We start from the raw sequence: 22,310 nt of genomic DNA on the forward strand, positions 1-22,310 counted from the left end.
ATTGGGGCCCGGCCTCGGATGATGAATCCGAGGCCGGGCCTTTGTCATTTCCGGCCCTGGGGTAGAGTCGGCCCGCGACATCGGCACGGGGCCCCTCGGGATCGTAGCTGCCGGCAGCCAAACGTACACGCACAGACATCAGCAGGAGGGGCCCCGGTGGAGGTCCAGGAGACACGGGTGCAAACGGATCGGATCTTCACGATCCCCAACATCCTGAGTATGGCGCGCCTGGTCGGTGTTCCGGTGTTCCTGTGGCTGATTCTGTGGCCCGAGTTCGGCGGGCCGAAGGCCGACGGATGGGCACTCCTCGTGCTCGCCTTCAGCGGGGTGAGTGACTACCTCGACGGCAAGCTGGCCCGGCGCTGGAATCAGATCAGCGAACTGGGCCGGGTGCTGGACCCCGCGGCCGACCGCCTGTACGTGCTGTCCACCCTGGTGGGCCTGACCTGGCGCGGCATCCTGCCGCTGTGGCTCACCGTGCTGCTGCTGGCCCGGGAGGCCATGATGGCGGTGATGCTGCTGATTCTGCGGAGGCACCGCTACGGCCCACCCCAGGTGAACTTCATCGGGAAAGCGGCTACCTTCAACCTCATGTACGCCTTTCCGCTGCTGCTGTTGAGCGACGGCAGCGGGTGGGTCGCGAGCGTGGCGACTGTTTTCGGCTGGGCGTTCGCGGGTTGGGGTACAACCCTGTACTGGTGGGCAGGGTTCCTCTATGTGGTGCAGGTCCGGCGACTTGTCAGGACGGACGCCACGGCTGGCTGAGTCACGAGGAGGACGTTTCCATATGAAGGCGGTTGTAATGGCCGGCGGCGAGGGCACACGCCTTCGCCCCATGACGTCGAGTATGCCGAAACCGCTGCTGCCGGTGGTGAATCGCCCCATCATGCAGCACGTTCTCAATCTGCTCAAGCGGCACGGGCTCACCGAGACAGTGGTCACCGTCCAGTTCCTGGCGTCCCTGGTGAAGAACTACTTCGGGGACGGCGAGGAATTGGGCATGGAGCTCTCCTACGCCAACGAGGAAAAGCCGCTGGGAACGGCGGGCAGCGTCAAGAACGCCGAGGAGGCGCTCAAGGACGACGCGTTCCTGGTGATCTCGGGCGACGCCCTGACGGATTTCGACCTGACCGAACTGATCGCGTTCCACAAGGAGAAGGGCGCCCTCGTCACGGTGTGCCTGACCCGGGTGCCGAATCCGCTGGAGTTCGGCATCACCATCATCGACGACGACGGCAAGGTCGAGCGCTTCCTGGAGAAGCCGACCTGGGGCCAGGTCTTCTCGGACACCGTCAACACCGGTATCTACGTGATGGAACCCGAGGTGTTCGACTACGTCGAGCCCGATGTTCCGGTGGACTGGTCCGGCGATGTCTTCCCGCAGCTGATGAAGGAGGGCAAGCCGGTCTACGGCTTCGTCGCCGAGGGCTACTGGGAGGACGTGGGTACCCACGAGAGCTATGTGAAGGCCCAGGCGGACGTCCTGGAGGGCAAGGTCGACGTCGACATCGACGGCTTCGAGATCTCGCCCGGCGTGTGGGTCGCCGAGGGTGCCGACGTGCACCCGGACGCGACGCTCCGCGGCCCGCTCTACATCGGCGACTACGCGAAGGTCGAGGCCGGCGCGGAGATCCGCGAGCACAGCGTCATCGGCTCCAACGTCGTGGTGAAGACCGGCGCGTTCCTGCACAAGGCGGTGATCGCCGACAACGTCTACGTCGGTCCGCAGACGAACCTGCGCGGCTGCGTCATCGGCAAGAACACCGACGTGATGCGGGCCGCGCGGATTGACGAGGGCGCGGTCATCGGCGACGAGTGCCTGATCGGCGAGGAGTCGATCATCGCGGGCACCGTACGGGTCTACCCGTTCAAGACCGTCGAGGCCGGCGCGTTCGTCAACACCTCGGTGATCTGGGAGTCCCGCGGGCAGGCGCACCTGTTCGGCGCGCGCGGCGTCTCCGGCATCCTGAACGTGGAGATCACCCCGGAGCTGGCGGTACGGCTGGCGGGCGCGTACGCGACGACGCTGAAGAAGGGCGCCACGGTCACCACGGCCCGTGACCACTCCCGCGGTGCCCGGGCGCTGAAGCGGGCGGTCATCTCGGCGCTCCAGGCGAGCGCGATCGACGTCCGCGACCTGGAGAACGTGCCGATGCCGGTGGCCCGGCAGCAGACCGCGCGCGGCAGTGCCGGCGGCATCATGATCAGAACCAGCCCCGGGCGCCCGGACTCGCTGGACATCATGTTCTTCGACGAGCGCGGCGCGGACCTGTCGGGTGCCGGGCAGCGCAAGCTGGACCGGGTGTTCTCGCGGCAGGAGTACCGCCGGGCGTTCCCCGGCGAGATCGGCGACCTGACCTTCCCCGCGACGGTCTTCGACTCGTACACCGGTGCGCTGCTGCGGGCGGTGGACACCACCGGGATCGCCGACGCCGGGCTGAAGGTCGTGGTGGACGCGGCCAACGGCAGCGCGGGTCTGGTGCTGCCGAGCCTGCTCGGCCGGCTGGGCGTGGACGCGCTGACCATCAACCCCGGGCTGGACGAGGCGCGGCCGACCGAGACCGAGCAGAGCCGCCGGGCCGGGCTGGTGCGGCTCGGTGAGATCGTCTCCTCGGCGCGTGCCGCGTTCGGGGTGCGCTTCGACCCGGTCGGCGAGCGGATGTCGCTGGTCGACGAGCGGGGCCGGATCGTGGAGGACGACCGGGCGCTGCTGGTGCTGCTCGACCTGGTGGCGGCGGAGCGGCGCAGCGGCCGGGTGGCGCTGCCGGTGACCACCACCCGGATCGCCGAGCAGGTCGCCGCCTACCACGGCACCCAGGTGACGTGGACGACGACGTCGCCGGACGACCTGACGCGGGTGGGCCGGGACGAGGGCACGATCTTCGGCGGTGACGGGCGCGGCGCTTACATGGTGCCCGAGTTCAGCAGTGTCTTCGACGGCACGGCGGCGTTCGTGCGGCTGATCGGCCTGGTGGCCAGGACGCAGCTCACGCTGAGCCAGATCGACGCCCGTATCCCCAAGGCGCACGTGCTCAAGCGGGACGTGCCTACGCCGTGGGCGGTGAAGGGCTCGGTGATGCGGCGGGTGGTCGAGGAGGCCGGCGACCGGTCGGTGGACACCACCGACGGGGTGCGGGTGGTGGAGTCCGACGGCCGGTGGGTGATGGTGCTGCCGGACCCGGCGGAGGCCGTCACGCACCTGTGGGCCGAGGGGCCGGACGACGCGTCCGCGCAGGCGCTGCTGGACGAGTGGTCCGAGGTGGTGGAGAGCGCCGGTCCGTGACCGGTTCCGAGGGTCCCTGGCGGGTACCGCGACCGGTCGGTAGGTGACTGGTAGGTGATCGGCGGGTGAGCGGCAACCGGTCGGCTTCCGGCAGCATTGCGGTCGGAATGCCGACCGGGGCCGACCCGAACCGGTCGCGCGGTGTGAACGGCGCGTCGGCGGGGGCCCGTTCGAAAGTGGGCGCCGCGACGTGCGACGATGTGCGGCATGCCGCAGCAGCAACCCGATCGGAGTAACCCCGTGCCCGGGGCCGCCCCGCGACGCCTCGACGCGTCGATGTCGCTGCTGACGAACATCATCGAGCACAGCCTCGACGACGGGTACGCGCAGGCCGCGGCCCGGCGCGGGCAGGTCGGCACGTCGCGGCTGCCGAAGGCGCTGGGCGGGAAGTTGGGGCTGGCGGCCGGTCTGGTGCTGGCCGCGCTGGTGGTGACGCTCGGTGCCGCGCAGGCGCGGGTGTCGGCGCCCACGGTCGCCAAGGAGCGGCAGAACCTCATCGACCGTATCCGGACCGAGACCAAGAGCACCGACGGGTTGCAGCAGAACGTCGACGCGCTGCGTGCCACCGTCTCCGCGGAGCAGCAGGCCGCGTTGAAGCGGAAGGGCGACGGCGGGGAGCGGCTGGTCGAACTGCTCGCCGCCGCCACGCCTGTGCACGGTCCGGGGGTGAAGCTGGTCGTCAACGACGCCGAGGAAGCCTCTGAAGGGGGCACCGGCGGCCCGCGGGAGAGCAGTGGCTTCTCCGACACCGGGCGGGTCCGCGACCGCGACATGCAGCACGTGGTCAACGGGCTGTGGGACTCGGGCGCCGAGGCGATCTCGGTCAACGGCGAGCGGCTGACGGCGCTGTCGGCGATCCGGGCCGCCGGGGACGCCATACTGGTCGACAACAAGCCGCTGGTGCCGCCGTACACGGTGCTGGCGATCGGGGACGGGAAGCGGTTGGGCACGGCGTTCCAGCACAGCGCGGACGGGGACTACCTGCACGTGCTGGTGGCGAACTACGGCATCAGATCGAGCCTGAGCGTGCAGGGGGACGTACACCTGCCCGCCGCGCCCTCGCTGATCCTGCGGTACGCCACACCGGGCGCGTCCACGACGCCGCCGAAGACGCCGTCCAACGGGAAGGGTTGACGAAGTGATCGCCGTACTTGGCCTCGTCGTGGGGGTCGTGGTCGGGCTGGTGGTGCGCCCGGTGGTGCCCTCGGGTGTCGAGCCGTACCTGCCGATCGCCGTCGTGGCCGCGCTCGACGCCGTCTTCGGCGGGCTGCGTGCCATGCTGGACGGCATCTTCGACGACAAGGTCTTCGTGGTCTCCTTCCTGTCCAACGTGGTGGTGGCGGCGCTGATCGTCTTCCTGGGCGACAAGCTCGGGGTCGGCGCGCAGCTGTCGACCGGTGTGGTGGTCGTCCTCGGCATCCGGATCTTCTCCAACGCCGCCGCGATCCGCCGGCACGTCTTCCGGGCGTGAGGTCCGGATGAGCGACGAGCAGGAGAACCAGGAGAACGGGGACTGCGGCGTGCAGCCGGGTGCGGGGGAGCAGGAGCGGGAGAAGCCGGCCGCCGCACCGGGGAGCGGGCGGCAGCGCCTGCTGGCCGGGCTGTGGCCGCCGCGGCTGACCCGCGCCCAACTCATCGTCGCGGTGCTGCTGTTCGTGCTGGGGCTGGGGCTGGCCATCCAGGTGCGCACCACCAGCGACGACAACAGCACGCTGCGCGGGGCGCGCCAGGAGGACCTGGTCCGCATCCTGACCGAGCTGGACAACCGCGGCCAGCGGCTCCAGGACGAGAAGCGCGGACTGGAGAACCAGCGCAGCGAGTTGGAGACCAGTTCCGACCAGGCCGCCGAGGCGCTCAAGCAGACGCAGGAGAAGGCGCGGGAACTCGGTGTGCTGGCCGGTACGGTGGCGGCTCAGGGCCCGGGGATCACCCTGACGGTCAGGGACCCGCACGGCCAGGTCGAGGCCGACTCGCTGCTGGACACCGTCCAGGAGCTGCGTGCGGCCGGCGCGGAGGCGATCCAGGTCAACAACGTACGTGTCGTCAGCGACACTTACTTCACCGACGGCACCGACAGTGTGCTGGTCGACGGGCACCAATTGGCCCAGCCGTACGTCTTCAAAGTCATCGGCAACCCACCGGACCTCGAGCCGGCGCTGAACATCCCCGGAGGGGTGGTGCAGACGCTGGAGAAGGAGCAGGCGAGTGCTGATGTGGTCAGGTCGCAGAAGATCGTCGTGGACGCCTTGCGGCCGTCGAAGCAGCCTGACTACGCTCGGTCATCCCAGTGAGGATGGGGTCGGGGATCTGGCCGGGTGCTGAGTGGTGGAAACTGTGAGTAGTGAGAGTTCGTCCTGCCCCACGGGCGGGTCTGCTTCTTTCAAGGGGAATCGCCCGTGAAGTTGTTTGGGAAGTTGTTCGGCAAGAGCGCCCGCCAGTCGGGTGACCCGGCCACGGCACGCCACCGTGCGCCGCGCAGCGGGGCGGAGGACGTCGGCCAGCCGGCCGAGCGTCCGCTGTTCCGCGCGGACCCGTCGCAGGAGGGCGGCGGGTTTTCGGCTGCGCCCGGCGTGGCGCCTGTTGACCCCGGTTCGGCCCCGCGCATAGGTTTCGGGGAATCGTCGGCCTCGGACACGGGTGGTGAGCACGGCGTGCTGGTCTGCGGCAGGTGCGGGCACCAGAACGCGGCGGCGAGCCGGTTCTGCAACAACTGCGGCGCTCCGTTGCGCGGCGGGCAGGCCGCGGCGCCCTTCGAGCGGCCCTCGGAGACCACGTCGACGATCTCGATCTCCAGCATCGAGGCGTACGAGGCGGAGGCGACGGGGCAGACCCCGATGCCGTCGCTCTCCCCGGAGGCGCAGGCGGCCGTGGCGGCGCTGCCGCCGGGTTCGGCCCTGCTGGTGGTGCGGCGCGGACCGAACTCCGGCAGCCGCTTCCTGCTGGACGGCGAGCTGACCACCGCCGGCCGGCACCCGCAGAGCGACATCTTCCTGGACGACGTGACGGTCTCGCGCCGCCATGTGGAGTTCCGGCGCGGTGCCGACGGCGTGTTCACTGTCTCCGACGTCGGCAGCCTCAACGGCACCTACGTCAACCGGGAGCGGATCGACGCGGTGCAGCTGTCCAACGGGGACGAGGTGCAGATCGGCAAGTACCGGCTGGTGTTCTACGCGAGCCAGGCGGGTGTCTGACCCTCCCGCCGCACGGTCCCAGGGAAGGTGTGCATGCCGAGAACGTCAGGCGGTGCCGGTGACGGCACCGCCGCCGTCTCCGCCGGGGACGACGGCGCCCTGCTGAGCATCGGCGCGGTGCTCTCCCGGTTGCAGGACGAGTTCCCCGAGGTCACCATCTCCAAGATCCGCTTCCTGGAGGCGGAGGGGCTGGTGGAGCCGCAGCGCACCCCCTCGGGGTACCGGAAGTTCAACGGGGCGGATGTCGACCGCCTGGCGTACGTCCTGCGGGTGCAGCGCGACCACTACCTGCCGCTGCGGGTGATCCGGGAGCACCTGGACGCCATGGACCGGGGCGAGCCGGTCGCGCTGCCCGGCCCGGGTGAGTCGCGTGAGGCGCTGGAGGGCTCCCTGGAGCCCGAGGAGCCCGCGCGGATGCGGATCGGCCGGGACGAGCTGCTGGCCGCCACGGGGGCCGACGGCGACGCGCTCGCGGAGTGGGAGTCGTACGGGCTGATCGCGGCGGACTCCCGGGGCGGTTACGACGCCGACGCGGTGAACGTGGCCCGGCTGATCGTGGACCTCGGCCGGTTCGGGCTGGAGCCGCGCCATCTGCGCGCGGTGAAGGCGGCCGCCGAGCGGGAGGCGGGCCTGGTCGAGCAGGTGGTGGCGCCGTTGCGGCTGCACCGCAACCCGCAGACGCGGCTGCACGCGGAGGCGACCGCCCGGGAGCTGGCCACGCTGTCGGTGCGGCTGCACGCGGCGATGGTGCAGTCGGCGCTGCGGGTCCGGCTGGACTGACCCTCCGGCGGCCGACCGGCACCGGATTTCGGCCGGATCGCGGCCGGAAGTGCCGCCCGGGGCGGCCGGCAGGGGGAGAACCGCCGGGCGGAGGGGGCTCCGGATGGCTTTCGGGCCGCGCCCGGGGCCTGCCCGACTACCCAAACCCCGCGGGCACGGCCTAGGGTTGCTGTGTGAACGAGCTCGACGTTGTGGGTGTCCGGGTCGAAATGCCCTCCAACCAACCGATCGTGCTCCTGCGTGAAGTAGGAGGCGACCGGTACCTGCCCATCTGGATCGGGCCGGGAGAGGCGACGGCCATCGCATTCGCGCAGCAGGGCATGACCCCTGCGCGACCGCTGACTCACGACCTCTTCAAGGACGTGCTCGAGGCGGTGGGACAGACGCTGACGGAGGTGCGTATCACCGACCTGAGGGACGGCGTGTTCTACGCGGAGCTGGTCTTCGCCGGCGGGGTCGAGGTCAGTGCCCGCCCGTCCGACGCCATAGCGCTCGCCCTGCGCACCGGTACGCCGATCTACGGCAGCGAAGGTGTGCTGGACGACGCGGGGATCGCGATCCCGGACGAGCAGGAGGACGAGGTCGAGAAGTTCCGCGAGTTCCTCGACCAGATCTCGCCCGAGGACTTCGGGACCAGCAACCAGTAGGCCCGGACGTCGCCGCCGTGCGGCGGTGGGCCCGGCTCGCGGGCCGGGCCGCTGCGGGCTGCCCGGATGGGGGCAATATTGCCGCCGCGGGGGCATTCGGAACTGGGTTCCCGCTGTGCAATCAGATCAAACCACTCCTGGGGTGAATTTCACTCGGCGTGCCGAGCGTGGCGATCGTTGACGCACGTGTGACGACTGCCTACCGTCAGAGGGAAAGTCCGGTGGCACGTGCACGCGGCCAGTGGACGCGAAGGGGACGGAGGGCGTCGTGAGAAGTACCGGCGACGGTTTGGCGACCGGCGGCCCGTATCCGGCCCGGGGGACACTGGCTCCCGCGGCGGTGGGCGCCGACGGCGGCCCGCCGGCCGAGACGCCGCCCGAGCAGGTCGGCTACCGGGGCCCCGCGGCCTGCGCCGCGACGGGCATCACCTACCGCCAGCTCGACTACTGGGCCCGGACCGGCCTCGTCGAGCCCAGCGTGCGCCCGGCCTACGGCTCGGGCACCCAGCGGCTGTACGGCTTCTCCGACGTGGTCGTGCTCAAGATCGTCAAGCGGCTGCTGGACACCGGCGTCTCCTTGCAGAACATCCGCACCGCCGTCCAGCACCTGCGCTCGGTCGGCCCGGGCGAGCTGGCCCGGATGACCCTGATGAGCGACGGCGCGACCGTCTACGAGTGCACCTCGCCCGACGAGGTGGTGCAGCTCCTCCAGGGCGGCCAGGGCATCTTCGGGATCGCCGTCGGCGTCGTGTGGCGCGACGTCGAGAGCGCGCTGTCGCAGATGCACGGCGAGCGCGTGGACACCGGCGAGACCCTGATCGGCCACAATCCGGCCGACGAGCTGGCCCGGCGCCGCAACAAGGCGGTCTGAGCCCCCGGCCGCAGGTGCCTCCGGCCCGTGACAGGCCGGCCCCGCAAAGGCCCGGCCGATAAAGCCCCGCCCCGTAAGGACCTGACCCCACCCGTACGCCCCGGCCGCGACCCGCCGTCGCCGTACACCTGTACGGCTGCTGTCGGTGGGATGCGGGAGGCTTGGGGGTGTGAGAAGTGCGCCGACGATCCTGCACCTGGACATGGACGCGTTCTTCGCCGCGGTCGAGCAGGCGTCCAAGCCGAGCCTGCGGGGCAAGCCGGTGGTGGTCGGCGGCCTGGGACCCCGCGGCGTGGTGTCGACCGCGTCCTACGAGGCACGTGTGCACGGCGTCCACTCCGCCATGGCGATGGCCCACGCCCGCCGACTGGCCCCGAACGCGGCCTACCTCGTGCCGAGGTTCGGCCTCTACCGGCAGATCAGCGAGATCGTCATGGGCCTGCTGCGCGAGGCGTCACCGCTGATAGAGCCGCTGAGCGTGGACGAGGCGTTCCTCGACCTGGAAGCCGGCGCCTACGCCGACGACCCGCGGGCCGTGGCGCGCGGGCTGCGCGCCGACATCAAGGCCGCCACCGGCCTGACCGCCTCGGTCGGGCTGGCCGGCTCCAAGCTGCTGGCGAAGATCGCCTCGGAGCAGGCCAAGCCGGACGGCCTGGTCGTGGTCGAGCCGGGCACCGAGCGGGCGCTGCTGGACCCGATGCCGGTGCGCACCCTGCCCGGCGTCGGCCCGGCCACCGCCGAGCACCTGCGCCGGGCCGGCATCCTCACCGTCGCCGAGATCGCCCAGGCGGGCGAGGCGGAGCTGGTGCGGCTGCTCGGCAAGGCCCACGGCGCGGGCCTGCACGCCATGGCCGCCGGCGTCGACAACCGCCCCGTGGTCGCCGACCGCGACGTCAAGTCCATCTCCGTCGAGGACACCTTCGACAGCGACCTCACCGACCGCGCCCATGTGCGGTACGAGATCGACCGGCTCGCCGAGCGCTGCGTGCAGCGGCTGCGCGGCGCGGGCCGCTCCGGCCGCACCGTCGTGGTGAAGGTCCGGCGGTACGACTTCTCCACCCTCACCCGCTCCGAGACGCTGCGCGCCCCCACCGACGACCCGGCCGTCGTCCGCGAGACCGCCCGCCGTCTGGTGGAGGCCGTGGACACCACCGGCGGGGTGCGGCTGCTCGGGGTGGGCGTGGCGGGGCTGGCCGACTTCACGCAGGAGGACCTGTTCGCGCAGGCCGAGGGCGAGCGCGCGCTGCACGGCGGCCCCGAGCCGGACGCCCCCGAGCCGCTGCCCAGCCGCCCGCCGCCCGCGGCCGAACGGGCCGACCGCTGGATGCCCGGCCATGACGTCACCCACGACAGCTACGGCGCCGGATGGGTGCAGGGCAGCGGCGTCGGCCGGGTGACGGTCCGCTTCGAGGTGCCCACCGACACCGTGCCCGGCCGGGTGCGCACCTTCCCCGTGGACGACCCGGCACTGCGCCGCAGCGACCCGCTGCCGCTGGCCGCCCAGCAGGCTCACTCCTCGTCGGCCAGCTCCCCGAAGTCCCCGGACGGCGCCGGCTCGGCCGCCGAGCGCGGCACGTCCATCCCGTAGTGGTGGTAGAGCTGCAACTCCTGCTCGGGCGACAGGTGCCGGCCCACCCCGAAGTCCGGGGCGTCCTTGATCAGCGCCTTCTCGTACGGCACCCGCAGCTTGTCGCCGTCCAGCTCGCTCGGGCCGAGCGGCACGAAGGCGTCCCGGGTGAACAGGCCGGTGCGCACCGCGGCCCACTCCGGTGTGCCGGTCGCGTCGTCGAGGTAGACCTCGTCCACCGTGCCGATCCTCGTCCCGTCACGGTCGAAGGCGCGGCGGCCGATCAGGCTGCGCGGATCGATGTCGGTCTGCACGGTCCCTCCAACCAGTCCAACCAACCCCAGGCCGCCGCCGTACGGCGGCCGCTGGTACCTACCCAAGGCCACAACCGGGGCGGTGTCGACTCGGCACCTGTTCCGACCCCTGTTCGGAACGCGCTGGTAGGCTGGACAACGGCCGTCGACCCCGTGCGGGAGAGTCCTCCGAGAACCCCGCCTGGCGGCGGTTGGCGGAGGGCGCCGAAGGAGCAAATCCTCCCCGGAAACTCTCAGGCATCCGTACCGCTCGGGTGAGGTCACTCTGGAAAGCAGGACCTGTCCCGGAAGCAGAGCGGCCGCCGGGACGCGTCCTCACCGACGGTGAAAGCCGCCCTGTGGGCCGGGGCGGTGAAGCTCTCAGGTTGTGATGACAGAGGGGGAGGCCGTACGGGTGCCCTGGCGGCACCCCCCGAAGGTCGTCACGGACCAGGAGGCCCCCGAAGATGAGTGACCGCCGAACCACCCTCGCCGAGCTGGAAGCAGGCCGGCCCTTCGCCCGCCGCCACATCGGTCCCGACGTCGAGGCGCAGGCCAAGATGCTCGCCCAGGTCGGCTACGGCTCGCTGGACGAACTGACCGCCGCGGCCGTCCCCGACACCATCAAGAGCACCGAGGCGCTCGCCCTGCCGGCCGCCGTCACGGAGGCCGAGGCGCTCGCCGAGCTGCGCGCGCTCGCCGACCGCAACCAGGTGCTCACCCCGATGATCGGCCTGGGCTACTACGGCACCTTCACCCCGCCGGTCATCCTGCGCAACGTGCTGGAGAACCCCGCCTGGTACACCGCCTACACCCCTTACCAGCCGGAGATCTCCCAGGGCCGCCTCGAAGCGCTGCTGAACTTCCAGACCGTCGTCGCCGACCTCACCGGCCTGCCCACCTCCGGGGCCTCCCTGCTGGACGAGGGCACCGCGGCCGCCGAGGCGATGGCGCTGTCCCGCCGGGTCGGCAAGGTCAAGAACGGCGTCTTCCTGGTCGACGCCGACACCTTCCCGCAGACCCTGGCGGTGATCCGGACCCGGGCCGAACCGACCGGCGTCGAGGTCGTCACCGCCGACCTGTCCGCCGGCATCCCCGCCGACGTCGCCGAGCGCGGTGTCACCGGTGTGCTGCTCCAGTACCCGGGCGCCTCGGGCGCCGTCCGCGACCTGCGGCCGGTGATCGAGCAGGCGCACGAGCTGGGCGCGATCGTCACCGTGGCCGCCGACCTGCTGGCGCTGACCCTGCTCACCCCGCCCGGCGAGCTCGGCGCGGACATCGCGGTCGGCACCACCCAGCGCTTCGGCGTCCCCATGGGCTTCGGCGGCCCGCACGCCGGCTACATGGCCGTCCGCGACGCCTACGCCCGCAACCTGCCCGGCCGCCTGGTGGGCGTGTCGGTCGACGCCGACGGCGACACCGCCTTCCGCCTCGCCCTCCAGACCCGCGAGCAGCACATCCGCCGGGAGAAGGCCACCAGCAACATCTGCACCGCGCAGGTGCTGCTCGCCGTGATGGCCGGCATGTACGCCGTTTATCACGGCCCCGACGGGCTGGCCGCCATCGCGCGCCGCACCCACCGCTACGCCGCGGTGCTCGCCGCGGGCCTGCGCGCGGCCGGCGTGGAGGTCGTCGAGGACGCGTTCTTCGACACCCTGACCGCCCGGGTGCCGGGCCGGGCCGCCGACGTGGTGGCCGCCGCCCGCGCCGCGGGCATCAACCTGCGGCAGACCGACGCCGACCACGTCGGCATCGCCTGCGACGAGACCACCGACCGCGCCGCGCTCACCTCGGTGCTCGCCGCGTTCGGCGCGGACACCGCGGACACCGCCGACCTCGACGCCCTCGACGCGGCCACCGCCGACGCGCTGCCGGCCGCGCTGCTGCGCACCGGCGACTACCTCACCCACCCCGTCTTCCACCGGCACCGCAGCGAAACCTCGATGCTGCGCTACCTGCGCCGGCTCGCCGACCGCGACTACGCCCTGGACCGCGGCATGATCCCGCTGGGCTCGTGCACCATGAAGCTCAACGCGACCACCGAGATGGAGCCGGTCACCTGGCCGGAGTTCGGCGCGCTGCACCCCTTCGCGCCCGCCGACCAGGCCGAGGGCTACCTCAGCCTGATCCACGGCCTGGAGGACCAGCTCGCCGCGATCACCGGCTACGACAAGGTCAGCCTCCAGCCCAACGCCGGGTCGCAGGGCGAACTGGCCGGGCTGCTCGCGGTCCGCGCCTACCACCGCGCGGCCGGCGACCTGGACCGCACGGTCTGCCTGATCCCGTCCTCCGCGCACGGCACCAACGCCGCGAGCGCGGTGATGGCCGGGATGAGCGTGGTCGTCGTCAAGACCGGCCAGGACGGCGACGTGGACGTCGACGACCTGCGGGCGAAGATCGAGCAGCACCGCGACCGGCTCGCCGTGCTGATGGTCACCTACCCCTCCACGCACGGCGTGTTCGAGGAGCACATCACCGACATCTGCGCGGCCGTGCACGACGCGGGCGGCCAGGTCTACGTGGACGGCGCCAACCTCAACGCGCTGGTCGGGCTCGCCCGCCCGGGCCGCTTCGGCGCCGACGTCTCCCACCTGAACCTGCACAAGACGTTCTGCATCCCGCACGGCGGCGGCGGACCCGGCGTCGGCCCGGTCGCGGTCCGCGCCCACCTCGCCCCGCACCTGCCCAACCACCCGCTCCAGCCGCAGGCGGGCCCGGCCACCGGCGTCGGCCCGGTCTCCGCCGCGCCGTGGGGCTCGGCGGGCATCCTGCCGATCTCCTGGACGTACGTCCGGCTGATGGGCGCCGAGGGCCTCAGGCAGGCCACCCAGATCGCCGTACTGAGCGCCAACTACGTCGCCAAGCGGCTGGAGGCGCACTACCCGGTGCTCTACACCGGCCCCGGCGGCCTGGTCGCCCACGAGTGCATCATCGACCTGCGGCAGCTGACCAAGGACACCGGCGTCAGCGTCGACGACGTCGCCAAGCGGCTCATCGACTACGGTTTCCACGCCCCGACGATGTCCTTCCCGGTGGCCGGCACCCTGATGATCGAGCCCACCGAGAGCGAGGACCTCGCCGAACTCGACCGGTTCTGCGAGGCGATGATCGCGATCCGCGGCGAGATCGACCGGGTCGGCGCGGGGGAGTGGCCCGCCGACGACAACCCGCTGCGCTCCGCCCCGCACACCGCGGCCGCCCTCGGCGGCGACTGGCAGCACCCCTACAGCCGCCAGGAGGCCGTCTTCCCCGCCGGCGTGCACCCCGCGGACAAGTACTGGCCGCCGGTGCGCCGGATCGACGGGGCGTTCGGCGACCGCAACCTGGTCTGCTCCTGCCCGCCGCTGGACGCCTACGAGGGCTGACCGGCCCGGCGGCAGCACTGTGGGAAGGCGGCGCCTTCCGACCCGGAAACGGGCGGAAAGCGCCGCCTTCGTGTCCGCAACCGGCCGCGCGGATGGCGCGTCCTGCACCAATGAGCAGCGCGCACGTGAAACACCTGCGGAAGGCCGTCCGGGGCGCAAGACTGGGACCGGCCGCGCGAGAACGGGGGACCCACATGAGCCAGGCAGGCCACGCGACCGACCGCACCATTCACCTCTCGCAGCGAAAGACACCAGTGACCATGTGCAAGCACGAGCCGCAGTGCCCCACCGCCGACAGCGCCGACCGTGAGGCCGCCCTGATCGTGGCCCACCACCCGGAGCAGGGCTGGAGCCTGCTGTGCAATGGGGTGCTGCTCTTCGAGGACACCGGGGAGATCCTGCCCGACGGGCAGATCATCGCGCCGCACCGGCCGCTGGCCGCGGCAGGCGCCTGACGGGGAGTACGACGGGGGCAACGAAAGCCGGTTCCCCCGGGCCTTGCCGCGCCCGGGGAAACCGGCTTTGCTCGTGCCGAAGGCGTGCTCTGCGGGCTACGCGGGCGAGCCGGCCAGCGGCGGCGGGGCGAGCCAGCTGTTGAGCAGCGGCGCCATCTCCACGATCCGGTACACCCGGTGCGAGGCGATCCCGGGCGGCGCCGGGGCCAGCGGGATGACCAGGTCGGCCGGGTCCGGCTGCGCGGTGGCGGCGTCGGCCCGCGGCACCGAGTGCAGCCACAGCGCCATCATGTAGCGGCTCGGCACCGACAGCAGGTGCGGCTGGTAGGTGGCCGGCAGCGGTTCGGCCTGGCGCAGCGCGCGCTCGGTGGAGGCCAGGTAGGGGCCCTCGGAGAAGCGCGAGAACACCCATCCGTCGGGGGTCGCCACGGTCTCGCCCGCCGCGGCCACCCGGGCCCCCGCCCTGATATGGAACCGCCAGCCGGCCAGCCGCGCGTGGGGCAGGCCGCCGGGCACCGACGCGGGTTCGAACACATGGACCGGCAGGGGGTGTTCGGCGTCCAGCGGCCCCTCCGCGGTGCGCAGGGCGGGGGTACGGGCTTCCAGGACCGCGGTGGGCGAACTGAGCGCCGCCAGGACGCTCAACAGGGCGGGTGCGGGTGCTGGGGGGACAAGCAGCGGCATGGTGTTGTCGCCTCTCACTGGGAGACACGTGGTGCGGGCACAAAGCGGTGCGGGCGAGATGCGGACGGCCGCGGTCAGTACCTGGTGAGGGTTACTGCTCAAGCTCGCCCGGCGACGGCGGATACTCTGCCTCGTGCGCGGAGTTTATACGACGTATGTTCGCTCCATGTTTCATCTACCGGCCGCCGGCATTACCCGCAAGGCGGTAATCCGCCTTCCTCCGGACGGCCGCAGCCGACATTACCGCAGGCTGCCGCGCGGTCGTCGGCGATTTCCGCGGTGTACGGTCGGCCGGAAACATACGGTGCCAATAGGCGGGATTTCCCGCCGTGTCCTGGGCCGAATGTGCCATCGGCACGTGCCCGCTGTCGGCCACTACGGCAAGCGTAGCGTGCACACCCGGTCGAGGTGGGCGTTATCGATCAGTTCCATGGGGCATCCTCCCGTGAGGACCCGCACGAGGAGGGACGCTTCGATGGGGGAGAAGGTCGCGGCCGGGGCGTTCGACCTGGCCGACCGGCGCATGTACCGGAACAAGCTCCAGCAGTGCCTGCTGGGGCTGGAGCGGCTGCTGGCGGAGAAGCGCTTCGACCGGCCGCGCAATCTCATGGGCCTGGAGATCGAATTGAATCTCGCGGATTCCCGCGGGCTGCCCCGCATGATGAACGAAGAGGTGCTGGAGCGCATCGCGAGCCGTGATTTCCAGACCGAGCTGGCCCAGTTCAATATCGAGGTGAACATCGCGCCGCACGCGCTTTCCGGCCGGGTCCTCGACCGGCTCGCCGAGGAACTGCGCACCGGCCTCGGCTACGCCGACCGGATGGCCGGCGAGGTCGGCGCCGGCATCGTGATGATCGGCATCCTGCCCACCCTCCAGGCCCAGGACCTGGTCTCGGCGAACCTCTCCCGCGCCGACCGCTACACCCTGCTCAACGACCGCATCCTCGCCATGCGCGGCGAGGACATCACCCTCGACATCGAGGGCGTCGAGCACCTCGTCTACACCTCCGCCTCGATCGCGCCCGAGGCGGCCTGCACCTCCATGCAGATGCACCTCCAGGTCACCCCGGGCCGCTTCGGGCCGGCGTGGAACGCCGCGCAGGCGGTGTCCGCGCCGCAGGTGGCGATCGGGGCGAACTCGCCCTTCCTCTTCGGCCGCGAACTGTGGCGCGAGACCCGCCCGCTGCTCTTCCAGCAGGCCACCGACACCCGCCCGCAGGAACTGCGGGCCCAGGGCGTACGGCCGCTGACCTGGTTCGGCGAGCGCTGGATCGATTCCGCGGCCGACCTGTTCGCGGAGAACCTGCGCTACTTCCCCTCGCTGCTGCCGATCTGCCACGAGGAGGACCCGCTGCGCGTGCTCGACGAGGGCGGGGTGCCCGAACTGCGCGAGCTGACCTTGCACAACGGCACTATCTACCGCTGGAACCGCCCGGTCTACCAGGTCGTCGACGGGGTGCCGCACCTGCGGGTGGAGAACCGGGTGATGCCCGCCGGGCCGACCGTCGCCGACGTCATCGCCAACGCGGCGTTCTACTACGGCCTGGTGCGCTCGCTCGCCGAGGCGCCGCGGCCGGTCTGGCAGCGGCTGCCGTTCGGCGCCGCCGCCGCGAACTTCGACGCGGCCTGCCGGGACGGCGTGGACGCGGTGCTGCACTGGCCGCGCCCGCGCGGCACCGCGCTCGCCCAGGTGCCGGCGGCCGACCTGATCCGCGACGAACTGCTGCCGCTGGCCGCCGCCGGGCTGGACGCCTGGGGCATCGACCCGGCCGACCGCGACCACTACCTCGGCATCATCGAGCAGCGCTGCCGCCGCCGGACGAACGGCGCCCGCTGGCAGGCCGACGCCTTCCACCACTACCTCGACCGCGGCCTGGACCGCCGGGCGGCGCTCGCCGCGATGACGCAGCGCTACCGGGCCCTGTCCACCGAGGGCGCCCCGGTCCACACCTGGCAGCTCCCGGGCTGACCGGCCCCGGCCGCACATCCCTCCGCACACCCCGCCGCCCGCCCCGCCGCGCGCCTGCCGCCGTACGGGTGCCGGGGCGCGCTGCGGACCGGTCGCGGACATGACGACCCAGGCGGGTGGCGTAGGCTCGCGCGGCGCACCCACCGCGCGAGCGCGGCACCGGGGCGGGGTGGTGCGGTGGTAGGGCGGCGGGCGGGATCTTCGTATCGTGTCCACGACGACACGGGAGGACCGCGTGCAGGCATCAGTACAGGCCGAGGCCGGGCAGCCGGAGCGGCCGCAGCCGCTGCTGGAGGAGCGGACGCTGCGCAGCGAGACGCTGATCGTGCTGGCGCTGTCGCTCGGCGCGAGCGGCGTCTCCGCGGTGATCAGCTTCATCGGGTCGGTGACCCGGCCGGGCGCGCTGAAGGACCAGGCCGCGACGCTGGTGGGTTCGGCGGCGCCCGGCCGCCCCTGGCTCGACCTGGCCTGGCAGGTGTTCTACATCGCCACCGCGCTCGTCCCGGTCGCGCTGGTCGCCCACCTGCTGGCGCGCGAGCGGGTCGGGATGCCCGCGCTCGGCTTCGACCTCACCCGGCCGCGCTGGGACCTGGCCCGCGGCGCGCTGGTCGCGGCGGTGATCGGCGGCACCGGGCTCGCCTTCTACCTGGGCGCGCGGGCCGCCGGGTTCAACCTCACGGTGGTGCCCGAGTCGCTGCCGGCGGTGTGGTGGCGCATCCCGGTGCTGATCGCCTCAGCCGTGCAGAACGCGGTGCTCGAAGAGGTCATCGTGGTGGGGTACCTGCTGCGCCGGCTCGACCAGTTGAAGTGGTCGCCGACCGCGGCGCTGGCCGCCAGCGCGGTGCTGCGCGGGTCCTACCACCTGTACCAGGGCGTGGGCGGCATGGTGGGGAACATGGCGATGGGCGTGGTGTTCGTGCTGCTCTACCGCCGCTGGGGCCGGATCGGGCCGCTGGTCGCCGCGCACTCGCTGATCGACACGGTCGCCTTCGTCGGGTACGCGCTGCTCGCCGGGAAGGTCGGCTGGCTGCCCACCGGATGACGGGCGCCGCGGCGGCAGGAGGCGGCGCCGGGGCGTACCGCGTACGGGCCGCGCACGGAAAGAGGGGTACCGGTCGTGCGCGGGAGCCGGGGACGGGCCGCCCGGCGCCGGGGGCGGGTCAGACGTGCTGCGGGACCTCGTCCTTGAGCATGCCGCGGATCTGCTGGCGCAGTTCAGGGCTGTCGTCGTGGCCGTGCACGGATGTCGCGTGCTCGCTGGCGGCACGGACGACCTCGTCCTCCTCGCCGGAGATGGTGAGGGTGCAGTTCGACTCGCTCGGGTAGTCCCGGCAGTCGGCTACTTTGCGCATGACGCACCTCCTCTCCTTCGTCTCCCAGGGTAGTGCGGGCGCTGCCCGGGACGCGGGGACCGGTGCGGCACGGGATATATGGCTTGACCGGGAAAACCGGGGTGGGCAGGCTCTGCACGGTGACCGGACCCGAGGCTGTGCCCGCTGCCGTGGTGGGGGCGCTGCTGCGCTACCCCGTGAAGTCGATGCTCGGCGAGGCGGTCACCGCTGCCGACGTGACCGAGCGCGGGATGCCGTACGACCGGGCGCTCGCGCTGGTGCACCGCGGCAGCGGCAAGGTCGCCAGCGCGAAGAACCCGAGGCTGTGGCGGCGGCTGCTCACGCTGAGCGCCGAGGCGGCACCGGAGGCGGTACGGATTCTGCTGCCGGACGGCAAGGAGCTGCGGAGCACCGACGCCGACGTGGACCAGCGGCTCTCCGACGTCCTGGAGCAGCCCGTCACGCTGACCGCCCGGCCGCCGGAGCGGGCGGAGCTGGACCGGGCACACCCCGACGAGGTGCTGCGCGAGGGCGTCCGCGCCCGCGTCGGCGTGGACGTGGGACGGCTGGGCGGCGCCGCCCCCGCCGGCACCTTCTTCGACTTCGCCCCGCTGCACCTGATCACCTCGGCCACGCTGCGCCGGATCGGGGAGCTGAGCCCGCAGGGGGCGCCGGCGGTGGCGCGCTACCGGCCGAACATCGTGATCGACGGCGCCGGGAGCGGCTTCGTGGAGAACGACTGGCTCGGCCGGGACCTGCGGATCGGCGACCACCTCACGCTGCGGGTCATCGCCCGCACCCCGCGCTGCGCCATCCCGACCCTCCGGCACGGCGCCCTGCCGCGCGACACCGGCGCCCTGCGGGTTCCGGCGGCCCACAACCGGGTGGCCCCCATGCCCGACTCCGACCCGCAGCCCTGTGCCGGTGTGTACGCGCAGGTCCTCCGCCCGGGCCGCATCACCCCCGGTTCTCCGCTCACCCTCCTCCCGGCGGCCGGGTAGCCCGCCCTGCGCGCCGCCCGCGGCGGCCCCCGCGCCTCCCGCGGCGGCCCCCGCGCCGCCCGCAGCCGCGCCGAGCGCTACCGGCGGACCGCCGAGACCAGCCTGCCGAGCCGCTCCTCGCGGTGCGGCGGGGCGCCGTACGGGCGGCCGTAGGCGGCGGCAAGCCCGCGCAGGGTGTGGTCATCGGCGTCCCAGCCGTGCCCGGCCAGCCAGCCCACCGGGTCGTCGGGCACCTCCGAGACCCACAGGGACGTGGCCGAGCCCGGCGCGGCGTCCGCGCCGAAGCGCCTCACCGCGCCGCGCGCGGCCAGCGTCAGCCCCATCCGGCTGCCGGCCGCCGACTGCGCGCCGATCCGGGCCACCAGCCCTTCCACCGCGTCCCGCGGCAGGTAGACCAGCAGTCCTTCGGCGACCCACACGGTGGGCGTGGACGGGTCGTGCCCCGCGGCGGCCAGCGCCGCCGGCCAGTCCTCCCGCAGGTCCACCGCGACGGTGCTCCGCTCGCAGCGGGCGACGGCCCGCTCCTGGCGCAGCACCGCTGCCTTGAAGTCCAGCGGCGCGGCGGTGTCGACCTCGAACAGCCGGGTGCCCTGCGGCCACTCCAGCCGGAAGGCCCGGCTGTCCAGTCCGGCGCCGAGCAGCACGACCTGCCGGACCCCGGACGCCGCCGCCTGCCGCACCAGGTCGTCCAGGAACCTCGTCCTGATCACGATCCAGGACGCCACGGCCAACCGGCGCCGGCGCTCGCCCGCGTCATCAGCGACGTCGGCCGGCGGCGCGGAAGCGGGCCACCGTCCGCCCGCGGCGGCGAACGCCCGGGCCAGCGGGTCGTGGAACAGCGCGTCGTGCCGCTCGCTCTCCAGCGCCCGCACCCGGGCCACCTCCACGGCCGTGGCCCACACCCCCGACGGCCGCACCGGCTCCCGCTCATCCGTCACCGCGCCAGCCTAGAGGACTGCTCCCCTCGGGGGGCCGGGTCGGCGGCTTCCACCCGGGGGTTGCTCTTCGATGTATTCCGATATATCGTTGAGCTGTCGCGAACGATCAACGATGGAAGGAGCGACATCATGCGTTCCCAAGGACATGCACATGGACACGGAAAGCGCGGACCCGGACATCACGGGTGGGGCGAGTACGAGGGGTCGCGGGCGGCGTTCGGGCCGTTCGGGCCGCCCTTCGGCGGTGGGCCGTTCGGGCCCGGCGGGCGGGGGCGCGGCGGACCGCGCGGACGCGCCCGGCGCGGTGACGTGCGGGCGTCGATCCTGGCGCTGCTCACCGACCGCCCGATGCACGGCTACGAGATGATCCAGGAGATCGCCGACCGCAGCGGCGGCGCGTGGCGGCCGAGCCCCGGCTCGGTGTACCCGACGCTGCAACTGCTGGAGGACGAGGGCCTGATCGGCAGCGAGACCGAGGGCGGCAAGAAGCTGTTCACGCTCACCGACGCGGGCCGGACCGAGGCCGAGGCCGGCCCCGACGCGCCCTGGGAGGACGCCGGTCGCGGCGTCGACTGGGACGCGCTCCATGAGGTCAGGAAGGCCGGCGGCGGGCTGATCGAGGCGTTCCGCCAGGTCTGGGCGACGGGCACACCGGAACAGCGCGACAGGGCGCTGACCGTGGTGAACGACGCGCGCAAGAAGCTGTACCTCATCCTCGCGGACGAGGACATCGGGAAGTAGGACCCGTGGCGGCGCCGGACGGACCGGCGCCGTGTCCGACGTATCCGAGCGGTCCGCCGCCGGGCATCGCGCCCGGCGGCGGACCGCTCGTGCGTGGCAGGCCCTACCCGCCGCTGGAGCCGCGCACCAGCAGCCGGGTCGGCACGATGTAGGAGTGCACGAGGTCCGCCGGGCGCCCGGCCTCGGTGTCCAGCAGCCCGCGCAGCGCCGCGACCGCGGCCTCGCCCAGCGCGCGCTGGTCCTGCGCGACCGTGGTGAGCGCCGGGCGGACCAGCGCCGCCGCGTCGATGTCGTCGAAGCCGACGACCGCCAGGTCCCGCGGCACCGACAGCCCCGCGTCCGCCGCCGCGTGCATCGCCCCGATCGCCATCTGGTCGCCCGCCGCGAAGATCGCGGTCGGCGGCTCGGGCAGGTCCAGCAGCCCCCGCGCCGCCGCCTCGCCGCTGGCCAGGAAGAAGTCCCCCTCGACCACGTAGGAGTCCGGCACCGGCAGCCGCAGCCGTTCGCACGCCCGCCGGTATCCGGTCAGGCGCTCGGCCGCGGGCGGCAGGTGCAGCGGGCCGGTGACGGTGGCGATCCGGCGGTGCCCCAGCTCGTACAGGTGCTGGACGGCCGCCGCCGCGCCCGCCGCGTTGTCGGAGCTGACCCGCACCGTACGCGGGCCGGTGAACGCGGTGTCGATGCCCGCGCAGGGCACCGTGGAGGCGGCGAGCGCGCGCAGGCAGCGGTCGTCCGGCGGCGTGGTCAGCACGATCACGCCCTCCAGGTTGTGCCGCCGCACCGCCTGGAGATAGGCGCCGTCGGGCTCGTCGGCGCCCGCGGTGGTGAGCAGCATGAGGTGGTAGTCGGCCTCGGACAGCGCGGTGCGCACCGCGCTGAGCAGCCCGAGCAGGAACGGGTTGTGCAGGCCCTGCGCCTCCTGCCCGCTGTCCCAGATCAGCCCGATCGTGTCCGAGCGGCGCCGGACCAGGGTGCGGGCCGGCTCGTTGGGCGCGTACCCCAACTCCGTGGCCAGTTGGCGTATCCGCGCGCGGGTGGCCTCGCTCACCTCCGCGCGGTCGTTGAGCGCCCGCGAGACGGTGGCGGTCGACACCCCGCTGCGGCGGGCGAGTTCACGGATGTTCACGAGGTACCCGTTCTGCGCGAGTTCGGACAGGAAAGCGCTCCCGTAAGGGTGCGGCACGACAACAGCCT

Annotated in this window: 21 protein-coding genes and 2 riboswitches; of the genes, 16 read left to right on the plus strand and 5 right to left on the minus strand. The window is 72.7% G+C overall.

Going from position 1 to position 22,310, the window contains the following annotated elements:
• Nucleotides 1-156: 156 nt before the first annotated feature.
• The 10 genes from clsA (at nucleotide 157) to AC3EVP_RS28460 (ending at nucleotide 10,360) form a co-directional block, all read left to right on the plus strand.
• The gene (gene clsA, locus AC3EVP_RS28415) at nucleotides 157-765 is read left to right on the plus strand and encodes a cardiolipin synthase ClsA (RefSeq protein WP_335984268.1); all 609 of its coding nucleotides are present in this window, start codon (nucleotides 157-159) and stop codon (nucleotides 763-765) included.
• Nucleotides 766-787: 22 nt separating this feature from the next.
• Nucleotides 788-3,283, plus strand: coding sequence for a sugar phosphate nucleotidyltransferase (locus AC3EVP_RS28420; protein WP_335984270.1), 2,496 nt, complete (start codon nucleotides 788-790; stop codon nucleotides 3,281-3,283).
• 198 nt (nucleotides 3,284-3,481) lie between these two features.
• Complete coding sequence (locus AC3EVP_RS28425; RefSeq protein WP_335984272.1) at nucleotides 3,482-4,417, plus strand: DUF881 domain-containing protein; 936 nt, start codon at nucleotides 3,482-3,484, stop codon at nucleotides 4,415-4,417.
• A 4-nt stretch (nucleotides 4,418-4,421) separates the two neighbouring features.
• Entirely contained in the window at nucleotides 4,422-4,754 is a 333-nt protein-coding gene (locus AC3EVP_RS28430; RefSeq protein ID WP_202237672.1) for a small basic family protein, read from the plus strand.
• 7 nt (nucleotides 4,755-4,761) lie between these two features.
• Nucleotides 4,762-5,574, plus strand: coding sequence for a DUF881 domain-containing protein (locus AC3EVP_RS28435; RefSeq protein WP_335984274.1), 813 nt, complete (start codon nucleotides 4,762-4,764; stop codon nucleotides 5,572-5,574).
• Nucleotides 5,575-5,679: 105 nt separating this feature from the next.
• A complete protein-coding gene (locus AC3EVP_RS28440) occupies nucleotides 5,680-6,474 on the plus strand; it encodes a double zinc ribbon and FHA domain-containing protein (protein ID WP_435134678.1) in 795 nt (264 codons plus the stop codon).
• Nucleotides 6,475-6,507: 33 nt separating this feature from the next.
• On the plus strand, nucleotides 6,508-7,254 hold the full coding sequence (gene ftsR / locus AC3EVP_RS28445; RefSeq protein ID WP_335984278.1) for a transcriptional regulator FtsR: 747 nt from the start codon (nucleotides 6,508-6,510) through the stop codon (nucleotides 7,252-7,254).
• Between the two features lie 173 nt (nucleotides 7,255-7,427).
• Entirely contained in the window at nucleotides 7,428-7,901 is a 474-nt protein-coding gene (locus tag AC3EVP_RS28450; RefSeq protein WP_335984280.1) for a bifunctional nuclease family protein, read from the plus strand.
• Nucleotides 7,902-8,226: 325 nt separating this feature from the next.
• A complete protein-coding gene (locus AC3EVP_RS28455) occupies nucleotides 8,227-8,772 on the plus strand; it encodes a MerR family transcriptional regulator (protein WP_335984297.1) in 546 nt (181 codons plus the stop codon).
• Nucleotides 8,773-8,941: 169 nt separating this feature from the next.
• The gene (locus AC3EVP_RS28460) at nucleotides 8,942-10,360 is read left to right on the plus strand and encodes a DNA polymerase IV (RefSeq protein ID WP_435134682.1); all 1,419 of its coding nucleotides are present in this window, start codon (nucleotides 8,942-8,944) and stop codon (nucleotides 10,358-10,360) included.
• Here AC3EVP_RS28460 and AC3EVP_RS28465 read toward each other — a convergent pair.
• On the minus strand, nucleotides 10,282-10,653 hold the full coding sequence (locus AC3EVP_RS28465; protein ID WP_335984283.1) for a PRC-barrel domain-containing protein: 372 nt from the start codon (nucleotides 10,651-10,653) through the stop codon (nucleotides 10,282-10,284). The genes AC3EVP_RS28460 and AC3EVP_RS28465 overlap by 79 nt on opposite strands.
• A 146-nt stretch (nucleotides 10,654-10,799) precedes the next feature.
• A riboswitch (glycine riboswitch) is annotated at nucleotides 10,800-10,912 on the plus strand.
• 1 nt (nucleotide 10,913) lies between these two features.
• Nucleotides 10,914-11,037, plus strand: a riboswitch (glycine riboswitch).
• Nucleotides 11,038-11,099: 62 nt separating this feature from the next.
• On the opposite strand from AC3EVP_RS28465, the gene gcvP reads away from it, so the two are divergent.
• Together gcvP and AC3EVP_RS28475 are read left to right on the plus strand one after the other, a co-directional pair.
• Nucleotides 11,100-13,997: an aminomethyl-transferring glycine dehydrogenase gene (gene gcvP, locus AC3EVP_RS28470; protein ID WP_435134685.1), complete on the plus strand. Its 2,898-nt coding sequence runs from the start codon at nucleotides 11,100-11,102 to the stop codon at nucleotides 13,995-13,997.
• A 260-nt stretch (nucleotides 13,998-14,257) separates the two neighbouring features.
• The gene (locus AC3EVP_RS28475) at nucleotides 14,258-14,452 is read left to right on the plus strand and encodes a DUF5999 family protein (protein WP_335984286.1); all 195 of its coding nucleotides are present in this window, start codon (nucleotides 14,258-14,260) and stop codon (nucleotides 14,450-14,452) included.
• A 96-nt stretch (nucleotides 14,453-14,548) separates the two neighbouring features.
• Here AC3EVP_RS28475 and AC3EVP_RS28480 read toward each other — a convergent pair whose 3' ends face one another.
• Nucleotides 14,549-15,136: a hypothetical protein gene (locus tag AC3EVP_RS28480; protein ID WP_335984288.1), complete on the minus strand. Its 588-nt coding sequence runs from the start codon at nucleotides 15,134-15,136 to the stop codon at nucleotides 14,549-14,551.
• A 475-nt stretch (nucleotides 15,137-15,611) separates the two neighbouring features.
• Here AC3EVP_RS28480 and AC3EVP_RS28485 point away from each other — a divergent pair, with 475 nt between their 5' ends.
• Both AC3EVP_RS28485 and AC3EVP_RS28490 read left to right on the plus strand, forming a co-directional pair.
• Entirely contained in the window at nucleotides 15,612-17,105 is a 1,494-nt protein-coding gene (locus tag AC3EVP_RS28485) for a glutamate-cysteine ligase family protein (RefSeq protein ID WP_435134688.1), read from the plus strand.
• A 235-nt stretch (nucleotides 17,106-17,340) separates the two neighbouring features.
• Entirely contained in the window at nucleotides 17,341-18,147 is an 807-nt protein-coding gene (locus AC3EVP_RS28490) for a CPBP family intramembrane glutamic endopeptidase (RefSeq protein ID WP_435134864.1), read from the plus strand.
• Nucleotides 18,148-18,265: 118 nt separating this feature from the next.
• On the opposite strand, the gene AC3EVP_RS28495 is transcribed toward AC3EVP_RS28490, so the two are convergent.
• Nucleotides 18,266-18,457: a DUF1059 domain-containing protein gene (locus AC3EVP_RS28495; RefSeq protein WP_335984292.1), complete on the minus strand. Its 192-nt coding sequence runs from the start codon at nucleotides 18,455-18,457 to the stop codon at nucleotides 18,266-18,268.
• 119 nt (nucleotides 18,458-18,576) lie between these two features.
• Between AC3EVP_RS28495 and AC3EVP_RS28500 the strand changes: the two genes are divergently transcribed.
• Nucleotides 18,577-19,437, plus strand: coding sequence for an MOSC domain-containing protein (locus AC3EVP_RS28500; protein ID WP_435134691.1), 861 nt, complete (start codon nucleotides 18,577-18,579; stop codon nucleotides 19,435-19,437).
• Between the two features lie 77 nt (nucleotides 19,438-19,514).
• Here AC3EVP_RS28500 and AC3EVP_RS28505 read toward each other — a convergent pair whose 3' ends face one another.
• A complete protein-coding gene (locus AC3EVP_RS28505; protein ID WP_435134867.1) occupies nucleotides 19,515-20,339 on the minus strand; it encodes an SAM-dependent methyltransferase in 825 nt (274 codons plus the stop codon).
• A 165-nt stretch (nucleotides 20,340-20,504) separates the two neighbouring features.
• Between AC3EVP_RS28505 and AC3EVP_RS28510 the strand changes: the two genes are divergently transcribed.
• Nucleotides 20,505-21,116 carry a PadR family transcriptional regulator gene (locus AC3EVP_RS28510; protein ID WP_335982019.1) on the plus strand — a complete coding sequence of 204 codons (612 nt, stop codon included), beginning with the start codon at nucleotides 20,505-20,507 and terminating at the stop codon, nucleotides 21,114-21,116.
• A gap of 103 nt (nucleotides 21,117-21,219) precedes the next feature.
• On the opposite strand, the gene AC3EVP_RS28515 is transcribed toward AC3EVP_RS28510, so the two are convergent.
• Nucleotides 21,220-22,299, minus strand: coding sequence for a LacI family DNA-binding transcriptional regulator (locus AC3EVP_RS28515; protein WP_335982017.1), 1,080 nt, complete (start codon nucleotides 22,297-22,299; stop codon nucleotides 21,220-21,222).
• Between the last annotated feature and the right edge of the window lie 11 nt (nucleotides 22,300-22,310).

The organism is Actinacidiphila sp. bgisy144 (assembly GCF_057708105.1).